Source organism: Nocardia fodinahabitans, assembly GCF_052983615.1.
This window is the reverse complement of the sequence record NZ_JBRJJC010000001.1, coordinates 3508932-3530155: the sequence shown is the minus strand read 5'-3', so window position 1 is coordinate 3530155 and position 21224 is coordinate 3508932. Positions and strand designations below refer to the sequence as shown.

The following is a 21224-nucleotide window of genomic DNA, read 5'->3' as shown; positions in this document are numbered from 1 at the left end:
CGGGCCGCTAGGACGTCACCAGCGCGGCGACTTCCGCTTCGAGCGCCGATACCAGGGCCTCGGCGGGGCGCTGCCCACACACCTCGAGCCAGTTGGCCAGCATCCGGTGCCCGCCCTGGGTGAGTACCGACTCGGGGTGGAACTGCACGCCGTGGATGGGCAGGGTGCGGTGGCGCATGGCCATCACGATCCCGCTCTCGGTATGACCGACGACTTCCAGTTCTTCCGGCATGGTCTCCGGGAGGACGGTCAGCGAGTGGTACCTGGTGGCGGTGAACGGGTCGGGCAGACCGGCCAGCACGCCTGCGCCGATGTGGAATACCTCGCTGATCTTGCCGTGCAGCAGTTCGGGCGCGCGGTCGACAGTTCCGCCGAAGGCCTCGCCGATCGCCTGGTGCCCGAGGCAGACGCCGAGCAGCGGCATGCGGTGCTTCGCGGCCGCGTGGACCAGCGGGATGCTCGCGCCCGCGCGGTCGGGGCTGCCGGGGCCGGGGCTGACGAGCACACCGTCGAAGGTCCCACCTTCGTCGCCGCGGGTGAGCAGGGTGTCCAGGTCGGCCAGGCGCTGGTCGTCGTTGCGCCAGACCACGGCCTCGGCACCAAGCTGGCCGAGGTACTGCACCAGGTTGAACACGAAGCTGTCGTAGTTGTCGACGACCAATACACGCATGCGTCGAGGGTACGTGGCGACCCCGTAGGTCGTCGCATCCATTACCTGGTGGGATAGCCTAGGAGTTACCTGTATCCCGAATTCGAGGACGTCATGCCCAAGTCCAAGGTCCGTAAGAAGGCCGACTACACCCCGAGCCCTGCCAGCCGCACCCCGGTGAAGGTCAAGGCGGGCCCGTCGCCGGCTTGGTACGTCGCGATCATGCTTGGCTTCATGCTGGCCGGTCTCGTGTGGCTGCTGGTGTACTACCTGGCCGCCGAGCACATCAGCTGGATGAACGATCTCAACGCCTGGAACTTCCTGATCGGATTCGGCCTGATGGTCGTCGGCCTGATCATGACCATGCGATGGCGCTGACCGATCGCCGCGCACCGGATTACACCGGTGTTATTCATGCACACCTGTGGATGAAGCTGTGGACAACTCGAGGAGCAACGGGGGACGAAGCCGCGTGAACGCTGTGGATTCCGCAGACAGCACGTCGTGGACAACTCCCACCGCCGGCCTCCTCGCGGTCGCCGGCGGCGGCCTGATCCTGGTCGCCGCCGCGGCGCTCGCCCAGGATGGGCCGAGCAGGCTGCTCGTCGGCCTGGCCGCACTCGCGGTCCTGGCCATGACGGTGCTCGGTTTCCGGCAGCGCCCCCGGCTGACCATGGTCTCCGGCCCGGCGCCGCGCCTGGTGGTCGGCACGCTGACCGGCCCCAAGACCTACCCGCTGGACCGGATCGACCGGATCCGGATGGTCTCCTACCGGCGCCTCGGCCGGAAGTCGGCGATGCTCGAGATCGATGTCCAGCACGAGGGCTCGGAGCGGCTGCTGATCTTCGGCCGCTGGGATCTCGGCACCAATCCCCACGATGTCTACGACGCCCTGGTCGTCAACGGCTTCGCCTCGGTGGCCGACTGACGCAACGTTTCACGTGAAGCAACGAACTCCCCGTCGCGCTCCAGCGCGGCGGGGAGTTCTGTTGGGTACAGCCGACGTCAGCCGATACTCACCGAGGAGATGACGACCGGCTCGGCCGGGCGATCGTTGCGATCGGTCTTCACCGAGGCGATCGCGTCGACGACCTTGCGCGAATCCGGATCGACCACCTCGCCGAAGATCGTGTGCTTGCGGTTGAGATGCGGCTGCGCGCCGACCGTGATGAAGAACTGCGAACCGTTGGTCGCGGGCCCGCCGTTGGCCATCGCCAGCAGATAGCCGCGATCGAAACGCAGTTCGGGATGGAACTCGTCACCGAATTCGTAGCCGGGCCCGCCGCGCCCGGTGCCGGTCGGGTCGCCGCCCTGGATCATGAACCCCGGGATCACCCGGTGGAAGACGGCGCCGTCGTAGAACGGGCCAGCGTCCGTCCCACCGGCGTTCGCGGTGGTGTAGGGCGCGCTGCCGTCGGCGAGACCGACGAAGTTGCGCACCGTCTTGGGCGCGTGGTTGCCGAAGAGCGCGATCTTGATATCGCCGTGGTTGGTGTGCAGAGTCGCCACGGCCGTCTGGTTGGGTGAGGTCACGGCAGTTATGGTGCCACGGGGGCGGCGGGAAGCCGGGAAGCTGTGCCACAGTGGTCGCATGAAGCTTCGTAACCCGATCATCGCCGCCATCGGGATCGCCGGGGCCGCGGCCCTGGCCCTCCTCGCTCGCAGCAAGCGACCCCAACTTCCCGAGCCCGCCGCCGAGCCGCCGCGCCTTGGCTACTCCCGCAACGGTGCCGCGCCGGTCTCCGGTGTGGAGACCGGCGCGCACTGAACCGTCAGCGGCTCACGGACTTCTTGTACTGCACCTGAGCCAGCGGCACGAAGACGACCAGGATCACCACGATCCACGCCAGCGTGGTGATCACCGGGTGCTGCATCGGCCAGGCATCGGAGGGCGGAGCCGCGGGATTGGTGTTGCCGAACAGTTCGCGCACGGCCTGCGTCAGCGCCGACACCGGGTTCCACTCGGCGAATACCTGCAGCGGACCCGGCATACCTTCCAGCGGCACGAACGCGTTCGACAGGAACGTCAGCGGGAAGATCACCATGAAGCTGGCGTTGTTGAACACCTCCGGTGTGCGCACCAGCAGTCCGACGACCGCCATCATCCAGGACAGCGCGTAGGCGAACAGCAGCATCAGCGCGTAGGCCATGACCGCGTCCAGGAACGACCCGCGAATCCGCCAGCCGACGACCAGGCCGGTCAGCGACATGACGACCAAGCTCACGACATTGATCACCACATCGCTGATCGTCCGGCCGACCAACACCGCCGACGGTGCCATCGGCAGCGAGCGGAACCGGTCGATGATGCCCTTCTGCATATCCTCGGCCAGGCCGGCACCGGTGAACGTGGCACCGAAGACCACGGTCTGGGCGAAGATGCCCGCGATCAGGAATTCGCGGTAGCCGCCCTCCACGCCCTCGACCGTGATCGCCGAGCCGAAGACGTAGGCGAACAGCAGCACGAACATGATCGGCGACAGCGTGGTGAAGATCAGCACGTCGGGTACGCGCTTGATCTTGATGACATTGCGCTTGGCGATGGTCAGGCTGTCGCTGACCACCATCGAGAGTCGGTCCCCGAGGGCGGGGCCCTGCACGTCCACCTTGTCGAGCGTGGTGCTCATCGGTTGTGTCCTTCCTCGGCGCCGACGGCCTGTTTCTCGGCATCGACATTGACGAGCTCCTCGGCCTCGTGCCCGGTGAGGGTGAGGAAGACGTCGTCGAGCGAGGGCCGTCGCAGCGCGACATCGTTGATCTGCACCCTGTGCTCGGTGAGCCTGCCGATCGCGGTGACCAGGTCCTGGGAGCCGTCGGCCACCGGGACGATGATCCGGCGCAGACCGGGTTCGAGATGGATCTCGCCGTCGGCCAGCCCGGCGAGCACCTGCTGCGCGGGCGCCAGCTGGTCGGGAGTGGCGACGGTGAGCTCGATCCGGTCGCCGCCGACGAGCGCCTTGAGTTCGTCGGCGGTGCCGCGTGCGATCACCTTGCCCTGATCGATGACGGCGATCGAGTCGGCCAGCCGGTCGGCCTCCTCCATGTACTGGGTGGTGAGCAGCAGGGTGGTGCCGCCCGCGACGAGTTCCTCGATGACGTCCCACAGGTCGAGCCGGGCGCGCGGATCGAGGCCGGTGGTCGGTTCGTCCAGGAACAGCACCGGCGGGTTGGCGACCAGCGCGCCGGCGAGGTCGAGCCGCCTGCGCATACCGCCGGAGTACCCCTTCACCGGACGATCCGCCGCGTCGGTGAGCCGGAAGCGCTCGAGCAGTTCCCGCGCGCGTTCCTTACTGCGCTGCACCCCGAGGTGGTACAGCCTGCCGACCATTTCGAGGTTCTCGAAGCCGGTGAGGTATTCGTCGACCGCCGCGTACTGCCCGGAGGTGCCGATCCGGGAGCGCAGGGCCTGTGGATTGTTGAGCACGTCGATCCCCGCGACCGTGGCACGGCCCTCGTCGGGGATCAGCAAGGTGGTGAGAACGCGGACAGTCGTGGTCTTTCCCGCGCCGTTGGGGCCGAGAAGTGCGGTGACGGTACCTTCGGGAACGGACAGATCGAGCCCGTCCAGGGCGGTGAGCTGCCCGTACCGTTTGACCAGACCCTCGGCGACGATTGCGTCGGGCATGATTCTCCTGAAGTCGAAGTTCAACGCTGTTGCCCCAGTATTGCGGGACCCACCGACAAGTCGCACCCTCTTTTTCGGGGTGCCTCCGTTCCCGATGTACAGATTTGTTCGACATGCCGATTTACGGCGACACGCGGCGAATCGGACCGATTTTCCGGCGGGCTCCCGGATCGCAAGCCCCTGGTCTTCGGGGCATCGATGGCGGCCCGACAAGAACATGTTCAGTGAATTTTTCGCGTAATTCGTTGTGCACCAGCATATTCCGGCCGAAGTAAGGCAACCGTCAGGTGATCTGCCGACCGATTCGCCGTTCACTACACCGGCCGCCAGCCACGGCCCAGGCCCAGAACGCCGAAAAATCTCGGAAACTGGTTCGTTGCGCGTACACGATTTCCGCTCGCATCGCGTAGGATCGTTCACGTCGGCCCCTCCCCCCCGGGCCGACCCTACGCGGGCCTCGGCTAACTCCCCCCCTTCGCCGAGGCCCGCTCCCCATTTTCCGGCAAGGTGCAGCTCCGGCTACCGGTGAGTACGCCCGGTCCGCGAGACCGTCACAGTCCAGCCACGTTCCCGCGATCACCGCGCAACCGGGTCTATCGTCAGCGCATGGTGCCCGGCAAAGGTGCGATCGCCGCGCTGGTCGTGTCGATGGCTGTCGTGGTCGGCTGTAGCGGTTCCGCCGACGACGAACAGGCCACCGCGACCAGCACCGAACAACTGCCACCGAACCAGGTCGCCGCGGTCGCGCTCCCCACCGACGCGGTCGACAAAGCCGTCGCGAAACTCGACGACCTGGCCACCTCGCTGATGGACAGCAGCCGTATCCCGGGCATGGCCGTCGCCGTCGTGCACGGCGGGAAGACCGTCTACGCCAAGGGCTTCGGCGTCAAGCAGGCGGGCGGCCAGGACGAGGTCGACGCCGACACCGTCTTCCAGCTGGCCTCGGTGTCGAAGTCGGTATCGGCGTCCGTGGTCGCGCACCAGGTCGGCGCGGGCACGGTCGAATGGACGACGCCGGTGGTCTCGAAGCTGCCCTCGTTCGCGCTCGCCGATCCGGCCACCACCGCCGAGCTCACCATCGGCGACCTGTTCGCGCATCGCAGCGGCCTGCCCGACCACGCGGGCGACCGGCTGGAGGACCTCGGGTACGACCAGGCCGCGATCCTGGACAAGCTCCGGCTCGAGCCCCTCGACCCGTTCCGGATCACCTACCAGTACACCAACTTCGGGCTGACCGCGGGCGCCGAGGCGGTCGCCGCCGCGGCCGGCGTCCCGTGGGACCGGCTCTGCGCCGACACCGTGTACGGCCCACTCGGCATGTCGTCCACCAGTTCCCGCTTCGCCGACTTCGAGGCCAGGCCGAACCGCGCGGTCGGGCACGTCGACGTCGACGGTGAATGGGTCGCGAAGTTCGTCCGCGATCCCGACCCGCAGTCCCCCGCGGGCGGGGTCAGCTCCTCGGTGAACGACATGGGGCGCTGGCTGGCGATGATGCTCGGCCACGGCACGGCGAACGGGACGACCGTCGCCCCGGCAGAGGCGCTGCTGCCCGCGATCACCCCGCAGGTGATCTCCTCGCCCGCCTCCTCCCCCGAGTCGCGGGCCGGGTTCTACGGCTACGGGTTCAACGCGTCGACCAGCTCGACGGGCCGCACCGCCTACAGCCACTCCGGGGCGTTCGCGCTCGGCGCCGCGACGAACTTCCTGGCGATCCCGTCCGCCGACGTCGCGATCGTGGCGCTCACCAACGCCGCGCCGATCGGCGTGCCGGAGGCGCTGACCGCCGAGTTCGGCGATCTCGTCCAGTTCGGCGAGATCCGCGAGGACTGGCGGGGCATCTACCAGGCCGCGCTCGCCCCCCTCGACGATCCCGAGGGCGACCTGTCCGGCAAGGCGGCGCCGACGACGCCCGCACCCGCCCAGCCACTGCCGACCTATGTCGGCACCTACGCCAACGAGTACTGGGGCCCGGCGACGATCTCCGAGGCCGAGAGCGGCCTGGTCCTGACGATGGGCCCGGCGCAACGCCGATACCCGCTGCGGCACTGGGACGGCGACATCTTCGCCTTCGAGCCGAGCGGCGAGAACGCACCGCCCGGCAGCGTCTCGTCGGCGATCTTCGACAACGGGACGCTCACCCTCGACTACTTCGACGAGAACGGTCTCGGGAAGTTCACCCGCTGACCCTCACGCCTCGGTCACGGCCCGCCAGGCCGCCGCCAGCCGCAGCGTCCTGACCTTGCCCGCCACCCCGAGCAGCGGCTCGTCGCGGTCCCAGCGGCTCCGGATCGCGGGGTCGACCCGGTCCCACAGCGGCGCGAGTTCGGCCCGCAGGCGGGTCAGCCGCTCGAAGACCCCGCCCAGCGCGATGTGCACGCCCACCGAACCCGGGTCCTCGGTGCTCACCCCACGCACGGCCGCAAACAGGGCCAGCAGCTGCTCTACGGCCTCGGCGGGCCATTCCGCTTGCCGGGACACCCGAACGAGCTGTCCGAGCACAGCGGCGACCACATGCAGATCTTCGACGGTGCGGAACGGCTTGAGGAAGTCGGCGTAGCCGTCGCCGGGCAGCAGTTCACCGGGCGCGGCGTCGAAAGTGACGGTGGCGTGCGGGATCTCCGGGGCGAACGGCAACGCGGGCAGCGGCGTCACCACGACGCCGGGACCGGCGGGCACCAGCACCGCTCGCAACGCGGCGCGACCGTCGGCCTGTTCGCCCGCCCGCGCGATCACGAGGAAGCGGGTGGCGAACTCGCCGAGCGTGGCGAAGGACTTGGTCCCGGTGACGACGCCCTCGGCGGTCACCGTGGTCGTCATCGACGACGGCTTGGCCCCGTTCGCCTCGGTCGCGCACATGGAGGTCAACCCGGGAGAATCGAGCGCGGGCACCAGCGCGCCCAGCGCTTCCTGATATCCGCCGAGAAACGCCGTACCTGTTCCGGCACTGTCGAATCCGGCGACAACAGCGCGGTCGATCGAACTGGCGAAGGGGGCGCTACGCGCGCGATGCTGTGCCGCGATCGCGGCGATATCGGTCGAGGAAGACTCGGCCGGAGCCGCGCTGAGCAGAAAATCGAAAACCGAGGAATTCACAGAAGTGGAGCCTAGGGGAATCGAACCCCTAACCCCTGCCTTGCAAAGGCAGTGCTCTGCCAATTGAGCTAAGGCCCCTGGCTGGCTTGGTCAAACCAGTTGGCAACCCGAATCAGCGGGTGGTGACCTCGCGCCAGAGGTCTGCGTCATCGCGCTTGCGGAATTTGGTGATACCGATGAGAACCGCGATCACAACACCGACCGTGAGGACAATCTTCATGATTCCCACCCTACTGTGATGTTCGGGAGTGGGCCTAGGAGGACTTGAACCTCCGAAGCCTTTCCTCTGTTTTGCCTGGTCAACGTCCCGATCTCAGCAGCTCACGCCCCGTTTCATGACCGTTCGTGCCCTTTCATGACCCAAACTAGCGGTTTTGTGGCGACCGCGTCAACGCCGCAGGTCACCACTGCGTGGCGACCGCAGGTGGCGACTCGGTCGCCACCCCTTCGACGACGTCTTCCAGGCCATGCGACCGAGCCGGTTGAACGGCCCCGAATGGGCTTGGGGGATGCACCTATCAGAGCAGCGATGGTGTGAGTTGCCACACAGATCCCCTCCGAGGACGGCTCTGGATCGACATGGCAGCGGTTGTGGTCCGCCAGATCCCCCGGCGGAGAACCCACCGGTATTTACCAGCTATTTGCTGGTACGCGCCCGATGCCGGAATAACCGACAGGAGCCCCTCCCTCACGCGACCATGAGAGGAAACAGACCATGCGTTACGTAGATTCGGATTATCGACACACCGGTTCCGGCGGTGTTCAATACGATTTGCCAGAGGTTTCATCGCAGGCAGCACCACCGCGCCGCCGTGACGACACGGCGGCCCGACCGGGAGATCGGCGGATGGATATCGACATCACCTGCCCGAGCTGTGGGCGGCTCGATTGGGTGCAGAGTGTGCCCGCGTTGTGCTCGGACGGGACGTCGGTCTCGATGGGGAGCGGATCGTATTCGGGTTTCGGAGTGTCGAGTAGTGGGCTCGTGCCGGTGTTCGGCACGATGACCGTCGATCGAACCCATATCACCGCGCTGGCCAACAGCTTCGCCCGCGAGCCCGACTGGAAGCCGACGCGGCGTTTGACCCGGGTGGGCTGGATGTTGCTGGTTCCCGCGTTCTTGATGTTCATCGTTCTGGCCATCGGCACTGTCGGCGAAGAACCGGGACGCGCCCAGATGTCGATGGCTGTGTCCGGGGTGTTCATGGTCGGGGTCTACGCCTCGCCGGGCCTGTTGACGCTCGCGGCTGCGCGGGGCCGACGCCGTCACAACAACCGGATCCTGCGCGGACGCCCGCACGCGCACGCGCTGTGGGGCGCCGGGTTCTATTGCCATCGCTGCGGGACCGCGTTCTGGCCGTACTCACCCGTGGCGGGTATACCGGTGCGACAGTCGTTGTCGCCGCAGCAGTTCCGATGGCATGTCTGGAAGGTCGGCCGCTACAACGACACCCGATAGTCGCCGAGCGATAGCGACCACCGCGCCACCGGTCGACTCCCGCTCCGGGCCCGGCACGGTCGTCGTCGAGTCGGCAGGTTGTCGAACCGGTCGGCAAATCATTCTGCGTGTTGCAGCGCTGGCTGGTGCTTGTCGACAGTTGGACGCCGCCGATCAGGTTCTCGTGCGCAGCCGACCTCGGTGGTCGGCGGCGATGCCGGTGTCATCTCGATTGTTCGGTCTGCGCTGGGACACCGGTGGCACCCGGTGATTCCGTGCCGTCGGTGTAGGTCTGTTTCTCCTGCGTCCGCTGCGTCTGCTCGCGCGTGAGGTCGGCCGTTTCGGCGTCCTCCGGCGGGGCGGGCGGGTCGCTGGCCTGTGTTCGGGCGAGTGTGATGAGTTGGCGGACTTGCTTCGGGGTGATCTCCAGCAAATCGGCGACGTCATCGTCGGTGTGGCCGGGCTGGTCTCGAATGGTCATCGCCGCGCTGCCCTGGTCGGCGCGCAGACTCGCGATCTGGGCGGCGGCTTCGTCTTCGACGACGCTGATCTGTCGGCGCAGTTCGGCGATCTCGGCGTCGCGTTTGGTCTCGCACGCGGTGATCGCCTGCCAGTCGGACAGATAGCGGCGCACCGCCGCGGCGATCGCGCGGTCGCGTTCGCGGGCGAGTTCTCGGCGACGGCGCACACGCTCGCGTGAACGTTGCACCCGTTGCGTCATTTCCGGTGACCGAGCCGTTCGCGGTGAGCGCGGCGGTCGACGTGCAGCCATGAGCTGACCTCCAACAATATCGGCCAGCCTGCTGATCCTCCGGCAACGATCCTACTCCCCGCCCACCCATCGTGATCATCCGCTCGTCGTTCACGTTCGTGGAAGACCAATGCCACGCCGATTCCGCCCGTCCGGTGCTGCGGTGCCCGACTAGCCCCACTGCGGTCTGCGCCAGGCCTCCTCATTCCCATTCCGATGTCATACCGGCACCAGCAATGAGGTGTTCGGAGGTTGTTCTATTCCCTACCAAGGAGATTAGTGATGTCCATACCTCAGCCACTGCCGTCTCCGGGCCGGTTGATCGCCTCGATCCCCGGCATGATCGGTTTCATCCCGCAGCGGTCGCTGATCCTGGTCCTGATCCCGGCAGGATCGACAGATCCCGAGCCGGCGGCGCTGCCTCGCTTCGACCTCACCGACAGTGCCGCTTCGATCATCGACCGCCTGCGGCCCTTGCTCGCGAAAATGGGCTCTGCCACGGGTTTCGTGATCGTCGTCGATGACCGGCTGTCCGCGCCAGGCGTCGACGGACGGGCCACATCCGGGCGAGACCATCGTCTTGTCGAGCAGGTGGTCCGCGGCCTCGCCGACAGTCCCGCCCGCGTGTCCGGTACCTTCGCGACGGCCGCGATCGTGGCCGGTGGGTCGTGGTGGTCGCTGTCGGGCACCACCGAATCCGGGACACTACCCGATCCCGCTCGCACACCCGCCGCGCGGCAGCGCGCAGCGCTGGGAATGCCTGTCCTGGAGTCGCGGGCAGCGTTGGCCGACTCGCTGAGGACCGATCCCGCGCTCGCCGTCCCGGTGTCAGCGGCGCTGGGCGGGGCTGTCGCCGAGGTCCGTGGCCGCCGCCAGGCCGTCGAGCACGAGCTGGAGATGACCGTCCGCGACCGCCACGACCTCGAGCAGGTGCTGTACGCGATCGCCGATCTCGCCGACGGCCTCACCCTCACCCCGAGCGACCTCGCACGCTTGGGGGCCGTGCTGAGCATCGCGACGGTGTCGCAGTGCCTGCCCGCGATCGCCATCGGCGAGCACGCCGTCGCCGCGGAGAGGTTGTGGATCTTGTTGACCCGCAGCCTTACCGGCCGCTACCGCGCCGAGGCCGCGGTCCTGCTCGCCTACAGCGCACACCTGCGCGGCGACGGCACCCTGGCCAGGCTCGCGATCACGATCGCACTGGAGGCCGATCCCTCGCACATCTTCGCCCGGCTGCTCAACGCCGCGCTCGAACGTGCCCTCCCACCAGGCGTAGTGCACCGGTTCGCGCGGTTCGCCATCGCAGCCGCCGCCGACCTCGGCATCACCATCCCGTAGCGACACCCAACCCGGGCCGGGCCGAACACGGCGCGGCACAGCGCGACAGCACCGTTCGCTGGGCTGCCGCCTCATCGGTGTGTGCCGCCCGAATCGAATCGGAGGGTCATCGGCCCCCCGAATGCGGCGAATACGCCTGCGGTGTCCGAGGACGGTCGGGGCCGCCGTTGCTTCGTCGTCCCGGTGTGGAAGGAGTTCGCATGATGGCCTCACCATTCGATGACCCGGCACCCGAGCGCGTGTCCAAGGACAGTGGCGATCGGCGGTGGGACACGCCGTGGGGACCGATCACGCCGTGGACCGTCACCGCTGACCATCCTGATCCGGCGCGGCGGATGCAGTTCTATCTGGGTGTCGGTCAACCCAGCCTGCTCAACACCACACCGGTGCCGGTGTTCCTGTCCGCGCCGCGGCTGGCGCGCTACCGAACCAGGGGGGAGCGGTTCCCGGTCCGGATCAACCACGCCCCTTACAGCGGCGACTCGGGGGCTTACTCGGCTCTCGTGCTCACCGCCGATCCACATCATCACCCCTGGTGGGCCGTGCCGGACGAGTACGGGGCGTTGTGGTCGCGGCTCATCGACGACATCGGGCCACCCGGGTTCGTCGGCATCCAGGACCTGCCGTGCGAACCCGGATGCCTGCGACGCACCGGCCTGAGCGTCGCCGATCATCAGCAACTCACCCTCGACAACTACCGGTACCTGGCACAGAATTTCGATCACGTCCCGTGGCTGCCGACCCTTCAAGGGTGGCATCCCAGCCAATATGTCGAGCATTTCCGGTTGTATCGCTCGGCGGGGATCGATCTGGCCGGCCGCTGGGTCGGGATCGGCAGTATCTGCCGACGTAGCGGCGCCGACCACGATGTCGCCCGCGTCCTGACCGCGCTCGCGGGATTCGGGATGAGGATGCACGGCTACGGAGTCTCGCTGCGCACCCTGGTCCTGGCCGGGCATCTTCTGCACAGCGCTGACAGCCAATCCTGGTCACTGGCAGCGCGGCGCGCCCGGACACCGATGCCCGGCTGCGTGCACCTCTCACGCCCGAATGGCGACAGCGGGCGCCGGCGGTTGACCGATTGCCGCAATTGCCTGCGCTACGCGGTGGCCTTCCGCGAAAAGGCCATGAACGCCCTGCGCCTCAACCACCACCTGCGCGTCACCACCGACCCGCAACTGTGGGAGCAACCGGCACCCACTCAACCCGCACCACGCCCGCGGCCCCGCGTCGCGCCCCGCACCGAAGTCACTGGCAGCGAACAGATCCCGCTGTTCGACGCCGGATTACGAACGGTGTCGGCGGCCTGACCGGATCCGACACCACGCACGCGCCCCACCGGTGCGCGCCCCTTGCCTCCCGCTGCCCGCGGCGGCACCGACACAGAAAGGCGGTCCTGGCCGTGACCACGCCCATTGCCACGACGCGAAGGCCCGCTCGGCGTGGCCCCGCCCAGCGGTTACTGCGGCGCGGGCGCGGTGGGATCGATTTCTCGGTGGCTGCGGGGCCTGACCTGGGTGGATACGACCACTACCTTCTGAGCCTGAGTGGCGGCAAGGACAGCCAGGCGATGGTGGATGTTCTGGTCGAGGAGTTCCACCACCTCGGCGTGCTGGACCGGGTCACCACCGTCCATGCCGCCATGGGCCGCTCCGACTGGCCGGAAACCTCGGCTCTCGCACGAGAACACGCCTACCATTACGGGCTGCGCCACGAGGTGGTGTCGCGCACCGGCGGCGACCTCCTCGACCGTGTCACCGAACGCGGAAAATGGCCATCTCATCGAAATCGTTGGTGCTCAGTTATCTGCACCAGCATTTACTGAGTGATCATGGCGCTTCACGCCGTAACCAAGGAGAAGGCAATGGATCTTCGTCGTCAGCTCATGGAAGGGCGTGCGTCCGTGCCCCGAGTCGGATCCGTCGTCAAGGTTGAGCGAGTCCATCCGCCGTTCGTGGTGCTCGATCCGTCGGGCGCCGAAACCTGCGCTATCACAGTGTATTTGCGTGATCTGGCCGTGGGAGACGGCAGCCCTCTGACCATCCGCAGCTACGCGTATGGGCTTCTGCGCTGGTTCCGGCTGTTGTGGCTGCTGGGCGTGGTGTGGGAGAAAGCGACCGAGGCCGAGGTCGTCGTTCTGGTCGGGTGGCTGCGCACCGCACCGAACCCGCAGCGTCGAAGACGCACATCAGAAGCCAGCAAGCCGGGTGCGATCAATCCGCGAACCGGCAAGGCGATGCCGGCGGCAGGCTACGCCCGCACCACGATCAACCATGCCCTGTCGTCGGTGAGCGGGTTTTACGAGTACCACGGTCACCACTCCCGCGGACCGGTGATCAACCCGGTGCCGTCCTCGCCGCAGCGCCGCCGCGCACTGGCCCACCTGAGCCCACTGGAGCCCAAACCTGTAGTCGGCCGAGCCCGGCTGCGGCAACGAGTGCCCCAGCGGCCACCACGCGCGATTCCGGACCGTCTGTGGGATGAGCTGTTCGACGCCATGGTCTGCGAACGCGACCGCGCCCTGATGGAGTTCTTCGTCTCCAGCGGCGCCCGCGCGGCCGAACTGCTCGGCGTGACGCCGGAAGACCTGGACTGGGCCGGCCGCCGGATCTACGTCGTGTCGAAGGGCACCCGCGACCGGCAGGCGATCCCCGCGTCCCCGCAGGCGTTCGTCCGTTTGGCGCTCTACTTCGACCAGATCGGCACACCGGCGCCGGGTGAGTCGATCTGGCGAACTCGCCGTGGTAAGGACCGGCCACTCACCTACTGGGCACTGCGGCGAATATTGCAGCGCGCCAACACGGTTCTGGGAACGAACTGGACCTGGCACGACGCCCGCCACACCGCCGCGACTCGAATGGCCAACAGCGGCAAGCTGACCTTGCCCGAAGTTCAGGCGATCCTGCGGCACGCCAACATCCAGACCACCAGCCGATACCTGTCGGTCGGTGTCGAGGAGCTGTTCGACAAGCTCACCGAGCACTACGCCCGCCCGAAACCGCAGGCCCATTTCCCGACCGGCTACGCCGCTGACGACATCGCGGCGGTGTTCGGTGCCTGAGTCCTCCACCGGCACAACCACCGGTCACATCCGCCGTCACCGCCACGGCCCGGTGCTGGACGAACTGGGCTTCGCCAGCCGGTTCGTCTCCGGTCGAATCGAACCGCGACCGGCGACCACCACGACCCCTCCCCGCCCGGTCGGGGAGCTGAGTACCGCGCCGATCGACCGCATCGCCGAGCTGGTGACGATCACCTGGGACGGCGCGAAGCCGACCCGGCAGCAGCGCGGCCAGGCCACCAAGATCGTCCTGAGCTACCTGTCGGAGTTCGGAGGCGATACCTGGCAAACCCGATGGGATGCGAGCCCGCTGGGCCGTGGAGAGACCACGGTCAGCGAGGTATTGGGCTCGCGGCGCGGGACTGGCCTGGCGATCGGGCAGGGCGTGCGGTCGCTGTTCTGCCTGCGCGTGATCCAGCCGTCCCTGCTGGCATTCCGAGCGAACTCGTTTCACGAGTACTGGCAGTTCTTCGTCGCGGCCCAAGGTGACCCGCTGCTGGAGAAGTTCGCAGAACAGACCACCGCATCCGACTTATCGTGGCCGCACCGGCGTGACGCCCTGTTCGACGTGTGCTGCCTGCTCACCGTCCAGGGCGTCAGCCTCTCCGATCTCACCCCGGCCGCGCTGCTGCACTACGGGCACGAGACTCGCCGAGTCCGCACGATCCTGCAACCCGAGACCAAGATGGGCAACCGGTTCGCTGGCCCGTCGGCATGGAACGTCCTGCACCAGGTGGGCCACTTTCCACCCGGAACACCATCGACCATGCGGGAGGCGCTCAGCCGCGGTCAGCTCACCATCGAACAGCTCGTCGACCGCTATCCGATCCGCAACCGGTCGGTCCGGCAGCTGCTCATCGACTACTTCACCCGCCGGGCCGCCGACTCCGACTACGCCTCCATTAGCCACATGGTTCTCGAAGTCGCGCACCACTTCTGGGAGAAGATCGAGCGAATCAACCCCGACCAGGCCGACCTGCGGGTCTCGCCGGAGGTCTATGCGACCTGGCGACACATGATCAGCACCCGCGAGGACGGCAAGAACGCCGGCAAACCCCGCGCCGGTGTCGACGGCATCGTGATCTGCGTCCGCAGCTTCTACTTCGACCTGCACACCTGGGCTACCGACGAACCCGAACGCTGGGCCCAATGGGTCGCCCCCTGCCCGGTCCCACCCAGCGAAATCCGCGGCCTCGGCAAACGCCGACGCCGCATCAACGAACGATCCGCCGACCGAACCCGCCTCCGGCAACCACTGCTGCCTCTACTGGTCCAACACGTCGAAAGCCGCTACGACACAGCACGAACCCTGCTCGAGCACGCCCGTCGAGCCCAGCCCGGTGAGAGATTCCGGCTGGACGGGCGCTCCTATCAGCGAGTGCTCACCAACAGCGACGTCCATACGCGGGTTCGGTCGGGCGGCAAGAGCCCTGTCCGAATCCTCGACGAGGACACCGCCGCGATCGTGCACATCGAAAACGACGAGGAAGCCGCCTTCTGGGACTGGGCCTGCGTCGAGACGTTGCGCCACTCCGGCGTCCGCATCGAAGAACTCTGCGAGCTGACCCACCTCAGCATCCGGCAATACCAGCGATCCAACAGTGAGGTGATCGCCCTGCTGGTGATCGCACCCTCGAAAACCGACCGCGAACGCGTCATCCCGATGAGCGCGGAACTGTTCCACGTCATCGCCTCGGTCATCCGCCGCCACACCCAGGACGGGCGCAGCATCCCGTTGGCCAGTCGGTTCGACCACCACGACAAGGTCTGGAGCGCCCAGTTGCCGTTCCTGTTCCAGCGCCGAATAGGGTCCACCGACCGGGTCATCGCCAGCGGCACAGTCCTGAACATGCTCAAACGACGATGCGTCGAGCTGGCCGAGCAGCATCCCGGCTTCCGCACGACGCGGTTCACACCCCACGACTTCCGTCGCATCTTCGCCACCGACCTGGTCAACAGTGGACTTCCCATCCACATCGGCGCGGCCCTGCTCGGGCACCTCGACATCCAGACCACCCGCGGCTACGTCGCGGTCTTCGACGAGGACATCGTTCGCCACTACGTCGCCTTTCTCGATCATCGCCGCGAGCTGCGGCCGGTCGAGGAGTATCGCGACGCCACCACCGAGGAATGGGCTGAATTCGACGAGCACTTCGACAAACGCAAGGTCGAACTCGGCTCCTGTGGACGCCCCTACGGCACCCCCTGCCAGCACGAACACGCCTGTATCCGCTGTCCGGTGCTGCACATCAACCCCCAGATGCTCGCCCGGCTCGACGAACTTGAAACTGATCTACTTGCCCGCCGCGCTCGCGCTGAAACCGAGAACTGGGCCGGCGAAGTCGAGGGAATCGACATGACCTTGACCTTCCTGCGCGCCAAGCGGGACGACACCCAACGCCGACTCCGACGACCAACCGTCGCTCTCGGCCTTCCCACCCCCGCACGGAGCCGCGAACAGCCGGGAAACACGACATGACGACCGCTTGGAGCACCGCGACCGCACGAGACTAACCCCTCCGGCACCGGCTGCGCCGCTCGCGGCTTCGCGACGCATGGAGCGCGGCCCGGAGGGACGGAGATCGTTTGTTCTCGCCCGCCCGCGGGCGGGCGGGCGATGGTGTTCAGTCGGCGACGGGCAATAGTTCGGCGAGTGACAGCTTGCCCAATCTAAAGGCTTCTGTATTCCTCCATCACGCACATCACTCGTTGAGTGAGGGTTTGCTCCAAGTCCCACGCCCGCCACGACTCCTTTTCCCAGAGATGGTCGCGAGCGTACTGATCTGGCCGATGGTCTAGCAGTACCGGCCGGCCATCCTCGAAAACGCCGAGTTGTACGCCTACTGGACAATCGACGGGGCGGATCGTCGGATCCTGGGATGTAAAGACGTAGAAGCAGGCACTCGTACGCTCGCGTTCACGCTGACTTTGGCGCACCTTCTCACTGAAGCACGCAAAAGAATCCTCGCCTTGCGTCTCTAATTCCTGACGCACTTCCCACCCCTCATACGTGAGCGGAACAATCTGTTTCGGATCGGACGCATACAGCCATTTCGAATCCCATCCGACGTGAAAATATCGCTCACCTACGTCCAGCCCGGTCCTGCTAAATTCCTGCCAAGAAAGCTGTCTCTTCTTGAATTCGGTAGCGAGTCGGTCATTATCGCTTCTGTTTCGCGCCCGCGTCATGCCCTTCACATTACGTACCGACCAATAGCTGGTCGGACGAAAAGGGTCGGGCGGTTCACGATGTGTACACAAGGCCGCCTTTGTCAGGGTGCCGTCCTCAACGACCACAAGGCGAGTAAATGATCGTGCACCTCCGAGACACCACGCTCGCCCGAGATTTTCTGCCCTTATGCGAGCACTACCATCGGTCCATTCGAGCACACGGATTGCCGGCACATTCCAATGCGCAGCCCCCTTTTCGGTCGAATCGTGCCAGCTGTACTGCTTCAGCACTCCAAGCGTCTCGTCGATCAGAGCCGCAGCCTTGGCTGCCGCTGCGGACGCGGCCCTCATGGCCGCCGTGTCGACGGCACGTGAATACTGACCCTTGCGTGGCAACCGAAATCTGACCCCCTTGGTCGGGACCCTGGCTCTATCCGAGTCAGGGAGGACGAAGGGATGCTTGCCGTGGAGGATTGGGCTGAGATTCGTCGTTTGCACCGGTCAGAGGGTGTTCCGATCAAGGCGATCGCCCGGCTGATGGGTGTGTCCCGCAATACCGTGCGGGCGGCGCTGGCCTCGGACAGACCGCCGAAATACGAGCGGCCGGCGAAGGGGTCGATCGTGGATGCGGTGGAACCGCAGATCCGCGAGTTGTTGAAGGTGTATCCGACGATGCCCTCGACGGTGATCGCCGAGCGGATCGGCTGGACTCACTCGGTCCGGACGTTGTCGGGGCGGGTCGCGGAGCTGCGGCCGGCGTATCTGCCGCCGGATCCGGCGTCGCGGACGGCGTATGTCGCTGGTGAGGTCGCCCAGTGTGATTTCTGGTTCCCGCCGATCAATCTGCCGGTGGGGTTCGGGCAGGTCCGTGGGCCGAAACAATTACCGGTCCTGACCATGGTGTCGGGGTATTCACGCTGGTTGATGGCGGTGTTGATCCCGACTCGGCATGCCGAAGACCTGTTCGCCGGTTGGTGGACCCATATTCACCGGCTCGGGTCGGTGCCGAAGGTTCTGGTTTGGGACGGCGAAGGCGCGATCGGTCGTTGGCGCGGCGGTCGCAGCGAACTCACGACCGAATGCCAGGCGTTCCGAGGGACTCTCGGCGCGAAAGTGATCGTCTGCAAACCCGCCGATCCGGAGGCCAAGGGCATGATCGAACGGGCCCATGACTATCTGGAACGGTCTTTCCTGCCCGGACGGTCGTTCAGCGGCCCCGCCGATTTCAACACCCAGCTCGAGGACTGGCTGGATCGGGTGAACCGCCGGCCACGGCGGGTGCTGGGTTGCGCGCCGACCGATCGGATCACCGCCGACAGGCAGGCGATGCTGGCGTTGCCGCCGATCGCGCCGGAAACCGGGTGGCGGCGATCGGCCCGGTTGCCGCGTGATCACTACATTCGCTTCGATTCCAACGACTACTCGGTGCATCCAGCGGTGATCGGTCGCCGGATCGAGATCGTCGCCGATCTGGACAGGGTCCGGGTTCATTGCGGCGGCCGGGTCGTCGCCGATCACGAACGGATCTGGGCGGTGCATCAAACCATCTCCGATCCCGATCACGTCGAGGCAGCGAAAGTGTTGCGGCGCGGCCGGATCGGTGTCCTGCGCCCGGCTCCCGAACCCGAGGTCGAGCAACGCGATCTGACCGATTACGACACCGCCCTGGGCATCGACACCGAAGGCGGGGTGGCCTGATGCCTGCCAGGACACGAACCCCGGCGAAGACATCCACCACGGTCCGGGACTTCGCCGCCGAACTGGCCTTCCTCACCCGGGTGTTGAAGGCGCCGTCGCTGCGCGAAGCCGCCCAACGCCTGCCCGAACGCGCCCGCGCAGAGAACTGGACCCACGAAGAATTCCTGGTCGCCTGCCTGCAACGTGAGGTCTCCGCCCGCGAGTCCCACGGCGGTGAAGGACGGATCCGCTCGGCCCGCTTTCCTCACCGCAAATCCTTGGAGGAGTTCGACTTCGGTCATGCCCGCGGCCTGAAGCGAGACACGATTGCGCATCTGGGCACCCTGGATTTCGTCACTGCGAAAGAGAACGTGGTGTTCCTGGGGCCACCCGGAACCGGCAAAACCCATCTCGCTATCGGGCTGGCCATCCGCGCCTGCCAAGCCGGACACCGGGTCGCGTTCGCGACCGCCGCCGAATGGGTTTCCCGCCTGGCCGAAGCCCACCACACCGGCCGCTTGCAGGCCGAGCTGACCAAGCTCGGCCGCTACCCGCTGCTCGTCATCGACGAGGTCGGCTACATCCCCTTCGAGAATGAAGCCGCGAACCTGTTCTTCCAGCTCGTCTCGTCCCGCTATGAACGCGCCTCGCTGATCGTGACCAGCAACAAAGTCTTCGGCCGCTGGGGCGAGGTCTTCGGCGACGACGTCGTCGCCGCGGCCATGATCGACCGCCTCGTTCACCACGCCGAGGTCATCGCGTTGAAAGGCGACAGCTACCGGCTCAAAGACCGCGACCTCGGCCGCGTCCCCACCGCCGGCACAACTGAAGACTGAAACCACCCACCAACCCGCCCAGAGGGGTCAGAATTCGGATGCCGAAAAGTGGTCAGGATTCGCCTGCCGTTGACACGCTGCGAGGCGTTCAGCTATCTCTTCTCCGCGAGCATCGAGTGAGCGTTCATACTCCCCGAGGTTGTCCTTGATCCCCAATTCATGTCCTTAAATTGCGGCGTGAAGTCCAGAAACGTCGCCAAGAGTACCCCAAATCCGTTTGATCTGTGCATATTTCGGTCCGATCGGACCCGTCGGCGCAGTTGCCGCGCAATCGCGCGGTCGGATGAGAGATCATCGTCGCTGTTCGAACGAATGCTGCCGCTGTGCCCTGTTGTGCCGCACGATGTCGGAGCGTCGACATCGGTCAGCCAGCTCAAGTAGTTCGCTCCTCCGCGCGAGCGCGATGAACGGTGGCTCCTGCTCGGTCGTGGTCGGTGGGTCGGGTTTCCGCTTGTGCAGGAAGGGACGAGGCTGTCTACGCTTTCAGCGTCGCGGATGGGGCCGCCGACCGCGCGGATGGCCCACCACGGTGTCAGGTCGCGGTCGAGTTCTGCGTGAAGGCGGCGACGGTGACCCGTCCGCCCAGGATCGTGGTGTCGGTGATTTGCTCCCCGGGCCGCAACTCGCCGACCTCGATTTCACGCCCCCGGACCATCACCGGGTGGCCCAGGACGGAGCCAACGTGGTGAGGTCGAGAGTGAGTGTTCCGGTGCCGGGATCTGGTGAATCCGGCACCGACGGGGTCGCCGATGAGCATGGCCCGCAGGGACAGGTGCTGCCAGGTTCTGGGTGCCGATCTGGACGAAGAGAGCGGTGTCTACCCCCATCGGTGGTAGTTCGGTCCCGCTCCGGGGCGCGCATGACCGGTTGAGGACGAGACGGCCGATCCAGGCCAGCGCGATCGCTGTCAGGGAGACGAGGCCGGTGCGGAGAAGCATGGGCAGGGGGCCGCCGCGGTACACCCCTAGATTTGCCAACCAGCAAGTAGTGCAGATAAGCACCAGCGATTTCAAGCGATCTCCGGCGCGGCGGGTGATCACGATGCTGGTCGCGGAATCCCGCGCCGCCGGGATCGTCGATCGCCCGATCAGGGTGCTGAACATCATGGGCCATCGCGGTCAAGAGTCCGCGGAGAGAGCGAACCGGCACGCCTTCGTGCATGAGCCCGGCAGGACGTGTCTGTGCCCGCGATGCGCTGCCGCCCGCAGCGCCGGGAATCCTCCGAAGGCCAGTGTCTCGAATTCGCGGCGGATCGTGGATACGTGGCTGCCGATTCACGGCTGGGACCTCGAGACGGTGTGGGCGCGGATCGCGTCGGCGGGTACCCGGCCTCATTTTTCTTACAGTGCAGGATTTCCGCGCGCGTCGTGTGTGTTCTGCATCTATTCATCGAAATCAGGTCTGGTGCAGGCCGCGCGCCTGCACCCCGAGCTGGCTGCGCAGTACGCAGCGGTTGAGGCCGATATCGGGCACCGCTTCCGTGTGGACGTGTCCATGGCCGAGGTCGTCGCCGAAGCCGCCACCGACACCGGGACCGGGCCGGTCGCCGACTGGATCGACTGAACCCGCCCCCTTCCCGGTACGT

Annotated in this window: 22 protein-coding genes and 1 tRNA gene; 13 read left to right on the top strand and 10 right to left on the bottom strand. The window is 66.6% G+C overall.

Annotated elements, in window-relative coordinates; genetic code table 11:
• Positions 1–7: 7 nt before the first annotated feature.
• Entirely contained in the window at positions 8–670 is a 663-nt protein-coding gene (locus NV348_RS16380) for an aminodeoxychorismate/anthranilate synthase component II (RefSeq protein ID WP_447147648.1), read from the bottom strand.
• A gap of 93 nt (positions 671–763) precedes the next feature.
• Between NV348_RS16380 and crgA the strand changes: the two genes are divergently transcribed.
• Both crgA and NV348_RS16370 read left to right on the top strand, forming a co-directional pair.
• Positions 764–1027, top strand: coding sequence for a cell division protein CrgA (crgA, locus tag NV348_RS16375; protein WP_447147647.1), 264 nt, complete (start codon positions 764–766; stop codon positions 1025–1027).
• A 103-nt stretch (positions 1028–1130) separates the two neighbouring features.
• On the top strand, positions 1131–1577 hold the full coding sequence (locus NV348_RS16370; RefSeq protein WP_447151059.1) for a PH domain-containing protein: 447 nt from the start codon (positions 1131–1133) through the stop codon (positions 1575–1577).
• 77 nt (positions 1578–1654) lie between these two features.
• On the opposite strand, the gene NV348_RS16365 is transcribed toward NV348_RS16370, so the two are convergent.
• Positions 1655–2182 (bottom strand): peptidylprolyl isomerase, encoded by a 528-nt coding sequence (locus tag NV348_RS16365; RefSeq protein ID WP_447147646.1) that lies wholly within the window; start codon positions 2180–2182, stop codon positions 1655–1657.
• A 58-nt stretch (positions 2183–2240) separates the two neighbouring features.
• Between NV348_RS16365 and NV348_RS16360 the strand changes: the two genes are divergently transcribed.
• Positions 2241–2417 (top strand): hypothetical protein, encoded by a 177-nt coding sequence (locus tag NV348_RS16360; protein WP_447147645.1) that lies wholly within the window; start codon positions 2241–2243, stop codon positions 2415–2417.
• A 4-nt stretch (positions 2418–2421) separates the two neighbouring features.
• Here the strand turns inward: NV348_RS16360 and NV348_RS16355 are convergent, their stop codons facing one another.
• The gene (locus tag NV348_RS16355) at positions 2422–3216 is read right to left on the bottom strand and encodes an ABC transporter permease (RefSeq protein WP_447151058.1); all 795 of its coding nucleotides are present in this window, start codon (positions 3214–3216) and stop codon (positions 2422–2424) included.
• Positions 3217–3272: 56 nt separating this feature from the next.
• Complete coding sequence (locus NV348_RS16350; RefSeq protein ID WP_447147644.1) at positions 3273–4274, bottom strand: ATP-binding cassette domain-containing protein; 1002 nt, start codon at positions 4272–4274, stop codon at positions 3273–3275.
• 606 nt (positions 4275–4880) lie between these two features.
• Between NV348_RS16350 and NV348_RS16345 the strand changes: the two genes are divergently transcribed.
• Entirely contained in the window at positions 4881–6458 is a 1578-nt protein-coding gene (locus tag NV348_RS16345; RefSeq protein WP_447147643.1) for a serine hydrolase, read from the top strand.
• 3 nt (positions 6459–6461) lie between these two features.
• Here NV348_RS16345 and NV348_RS16340 read toward each other — a convergent pair whose 3' ends face one another.
• The 3 genes from NV348_RS16340 to NV348_RS16330 form a co-directional block, all read right to left on the bottom strand.
• On the bottom strand, positions 6462–7367 hold the full coding sequence (locus tag NV348_RS16340) for an acyl-CoA dehydrogenase family protein (protein ID WP_447147642.1): 906 nt from the start codon (positions 7365–7367) through the stop codon (positions 6462–6464).
• A 5-nt stretch (positions 7368–7372) separates the two neighbouring features.
• Positions 7373–7445: transfer RNA gene (locus tag NV348_RS16335), tRNA-Ala, on the bottom strand.
• A 34-nt stretch (positions 7446–7479) separates the two neighbouring features.
• Positions 7480–7587, bottom strand: coding sequence for a DLW-39 family protein (locus NV348_RS16330; RefSeq protein WP_211359241.1), 108 nt, complete (start codon positions 7585–7587; stop codon positions 7480–7482).
• A gap of 783 nt (positions 7588–8370) precedes the next feature.
• Between NV348_RS16330 and NV348_RS16325 the strand changes: the two genes are divergently transcribed.
• The gene (locus tag NV348_RS16325) at positions 8371–8826 is read left to right on the top strand and encodes a hypothetical protein (RefSeq protein ID WP_447147641.1); all 456 of its coding nucleotides are present in this window, start codon (positions 8371–8373) and stop codon (positions 8824–8826) included.
• Positions 8827–9028: 202 nt separating this feature from the next.
• On the opposite strand, the gene NV348_RS16320 is transcribed toward NV348_RS16325, so the two are convergent.
• On the bottom strand, positions 9029–9514 hold the full coding sequence (locus tag NV348_RS16320) for a hypothetical protein (RefSeq protein ID WP_280366884.1): 486 nt from the start codon (positions 9512–9514) through the stop codon (positions 9029–9031).
• Positions 9515–9838: 324 nt separating this feature from the next.
• Here NV348_RS16320 and NV348_RS16315 point away from each other — a divergent pair, with 324 nt between their 5' ends.
• The 5 genes from NV348_RS16315 (at position 9839) to NV348_RS16295 (ending at position 16434) form a co-directional block, all read left to right on the top strand.
• Positions 9839–10894 (top strand): DUF4192 domain-containing protein, encoded by a 1056-nt coding sequence (locus NV348_RS16315; protein WP_280366881.1) that lies wholly within the window; start codon positions 9839–9841, stop codon positions 10892–10894.
• Between the two features lie 200 nt (positions 10895–11094).
• The gene (locus tag NV348_RS16310) at positions 11095–12204 is read left to right on the top strand and encodes a deazapurine DNA modification protein DpdA family protein (protein ID WP_280186191.1); all 1110 of its coding nucleotides are present in this window, start codon (positions 11095–11097) and stop codon (positions 12202–12204) included.
• A gap of 92 nt (positions 12205–12296) precedes the next feature.
• Complete coding sequence (locus NV348_RS16305; RefSeq protein ID WP_280366877.1) at positions 12297–12719, top strand: tRNA lysidine(34) synthetase; 423 nt, start codon at positions 12297–12299, stop codon at positions 12717–12719.
• Between the two features lie 171 nt (positions 12720–12890).
• Positions 12891–13955: a tyrosine-type recombinase/integrase gene (locus NV348_RS16300; RefSeq protein WP_447147640.1), complete on the top strand. Its 1065-nt coding sequence runs from the start codon at positions 12891–12893 to the stop codon at positions 13953–13955.
• A complete protein-coding gene (locus NV348_RS16295; protein ID WP_280186188.1) occupies positions 13948–16434 on the top strand; it encodes a tyrosine-type recombinase/integrase in 2487 nt (828 codons plus the stop codon). The genes NV348_RS16300 and NV348_RS16295 overlap by 8 nt, the downstream gene beginning before the upstream one ends.
• Before the next feature lie 191 nt (positions 16435–16625).
• Here the strand turns inward: NV348_RS16295 and NV348_RS16290 are convergent, their stop codons facing one another.
• A complete protein-coding gene (locus tag NV348_RS16290; protein WP_447147639.1) occupies positions 16626–17477 on the bottom strand; it encodes a hypothetical protein in 852 nt (283 codons plus the stop codon).
• Positions 17478–17582: 105 nt separating this feature from the next.
• Here NV348_RS16290 and istA point away from each other — a divergent pair, with 105 nt between their 5' ends.
• Together istA and istB are read left to right on the top strand one after the other, a co-directional pair.
• Positions 17583–18824, top strand: coding sequence for an IS21 family transposase (istA, locus tag NV348_RS16285; protein WP_447147638.1), 1242 nt, complete (start codon positions 17583–17585; stop codon positions 18822–18824).
• Complete coding sequence (gene istB, locus NV348_RS16280) at positions 18824–19639, top strand: IS21-like element helper ATPase IstB (protein ID WP_447147637.1); 816 nt, start codon at positions 18824–18826, stop codon at positions 19637–19639. Before istA ends, istB begins: the two co-directional genes overlap by 1 nt.
• 532 nt (positions 19640–20171) lie before the next feature.
• Here the strand turns inward: istB and NV348_RS16275 are convergent.
• Entirely contained in the window at positions 20172–20396 is a 225-nt protein-coding gene (locus tag NV348_RS16275; protein WP_447147636.1) for a hypothetical protein, read from the bottom strand.
• Between the two features lie 275 nt (positions 20397–20671).
• Here NV348_RS16275 and NV348_RS16270 point away from each other — a divergent pair, with 275 nt between their 5' ends.
• Positions 20672–21202, top strand: coding sequence for a hypothetical protein (locus NV348_RS16270; RefSeq protein ID WP_447147635.1), 531 nt, complete (start codon positions 20672–20674; stop codon positions 21200–21202).
• Positions 21203–21224: the final 22 nt, after the last annotated feature.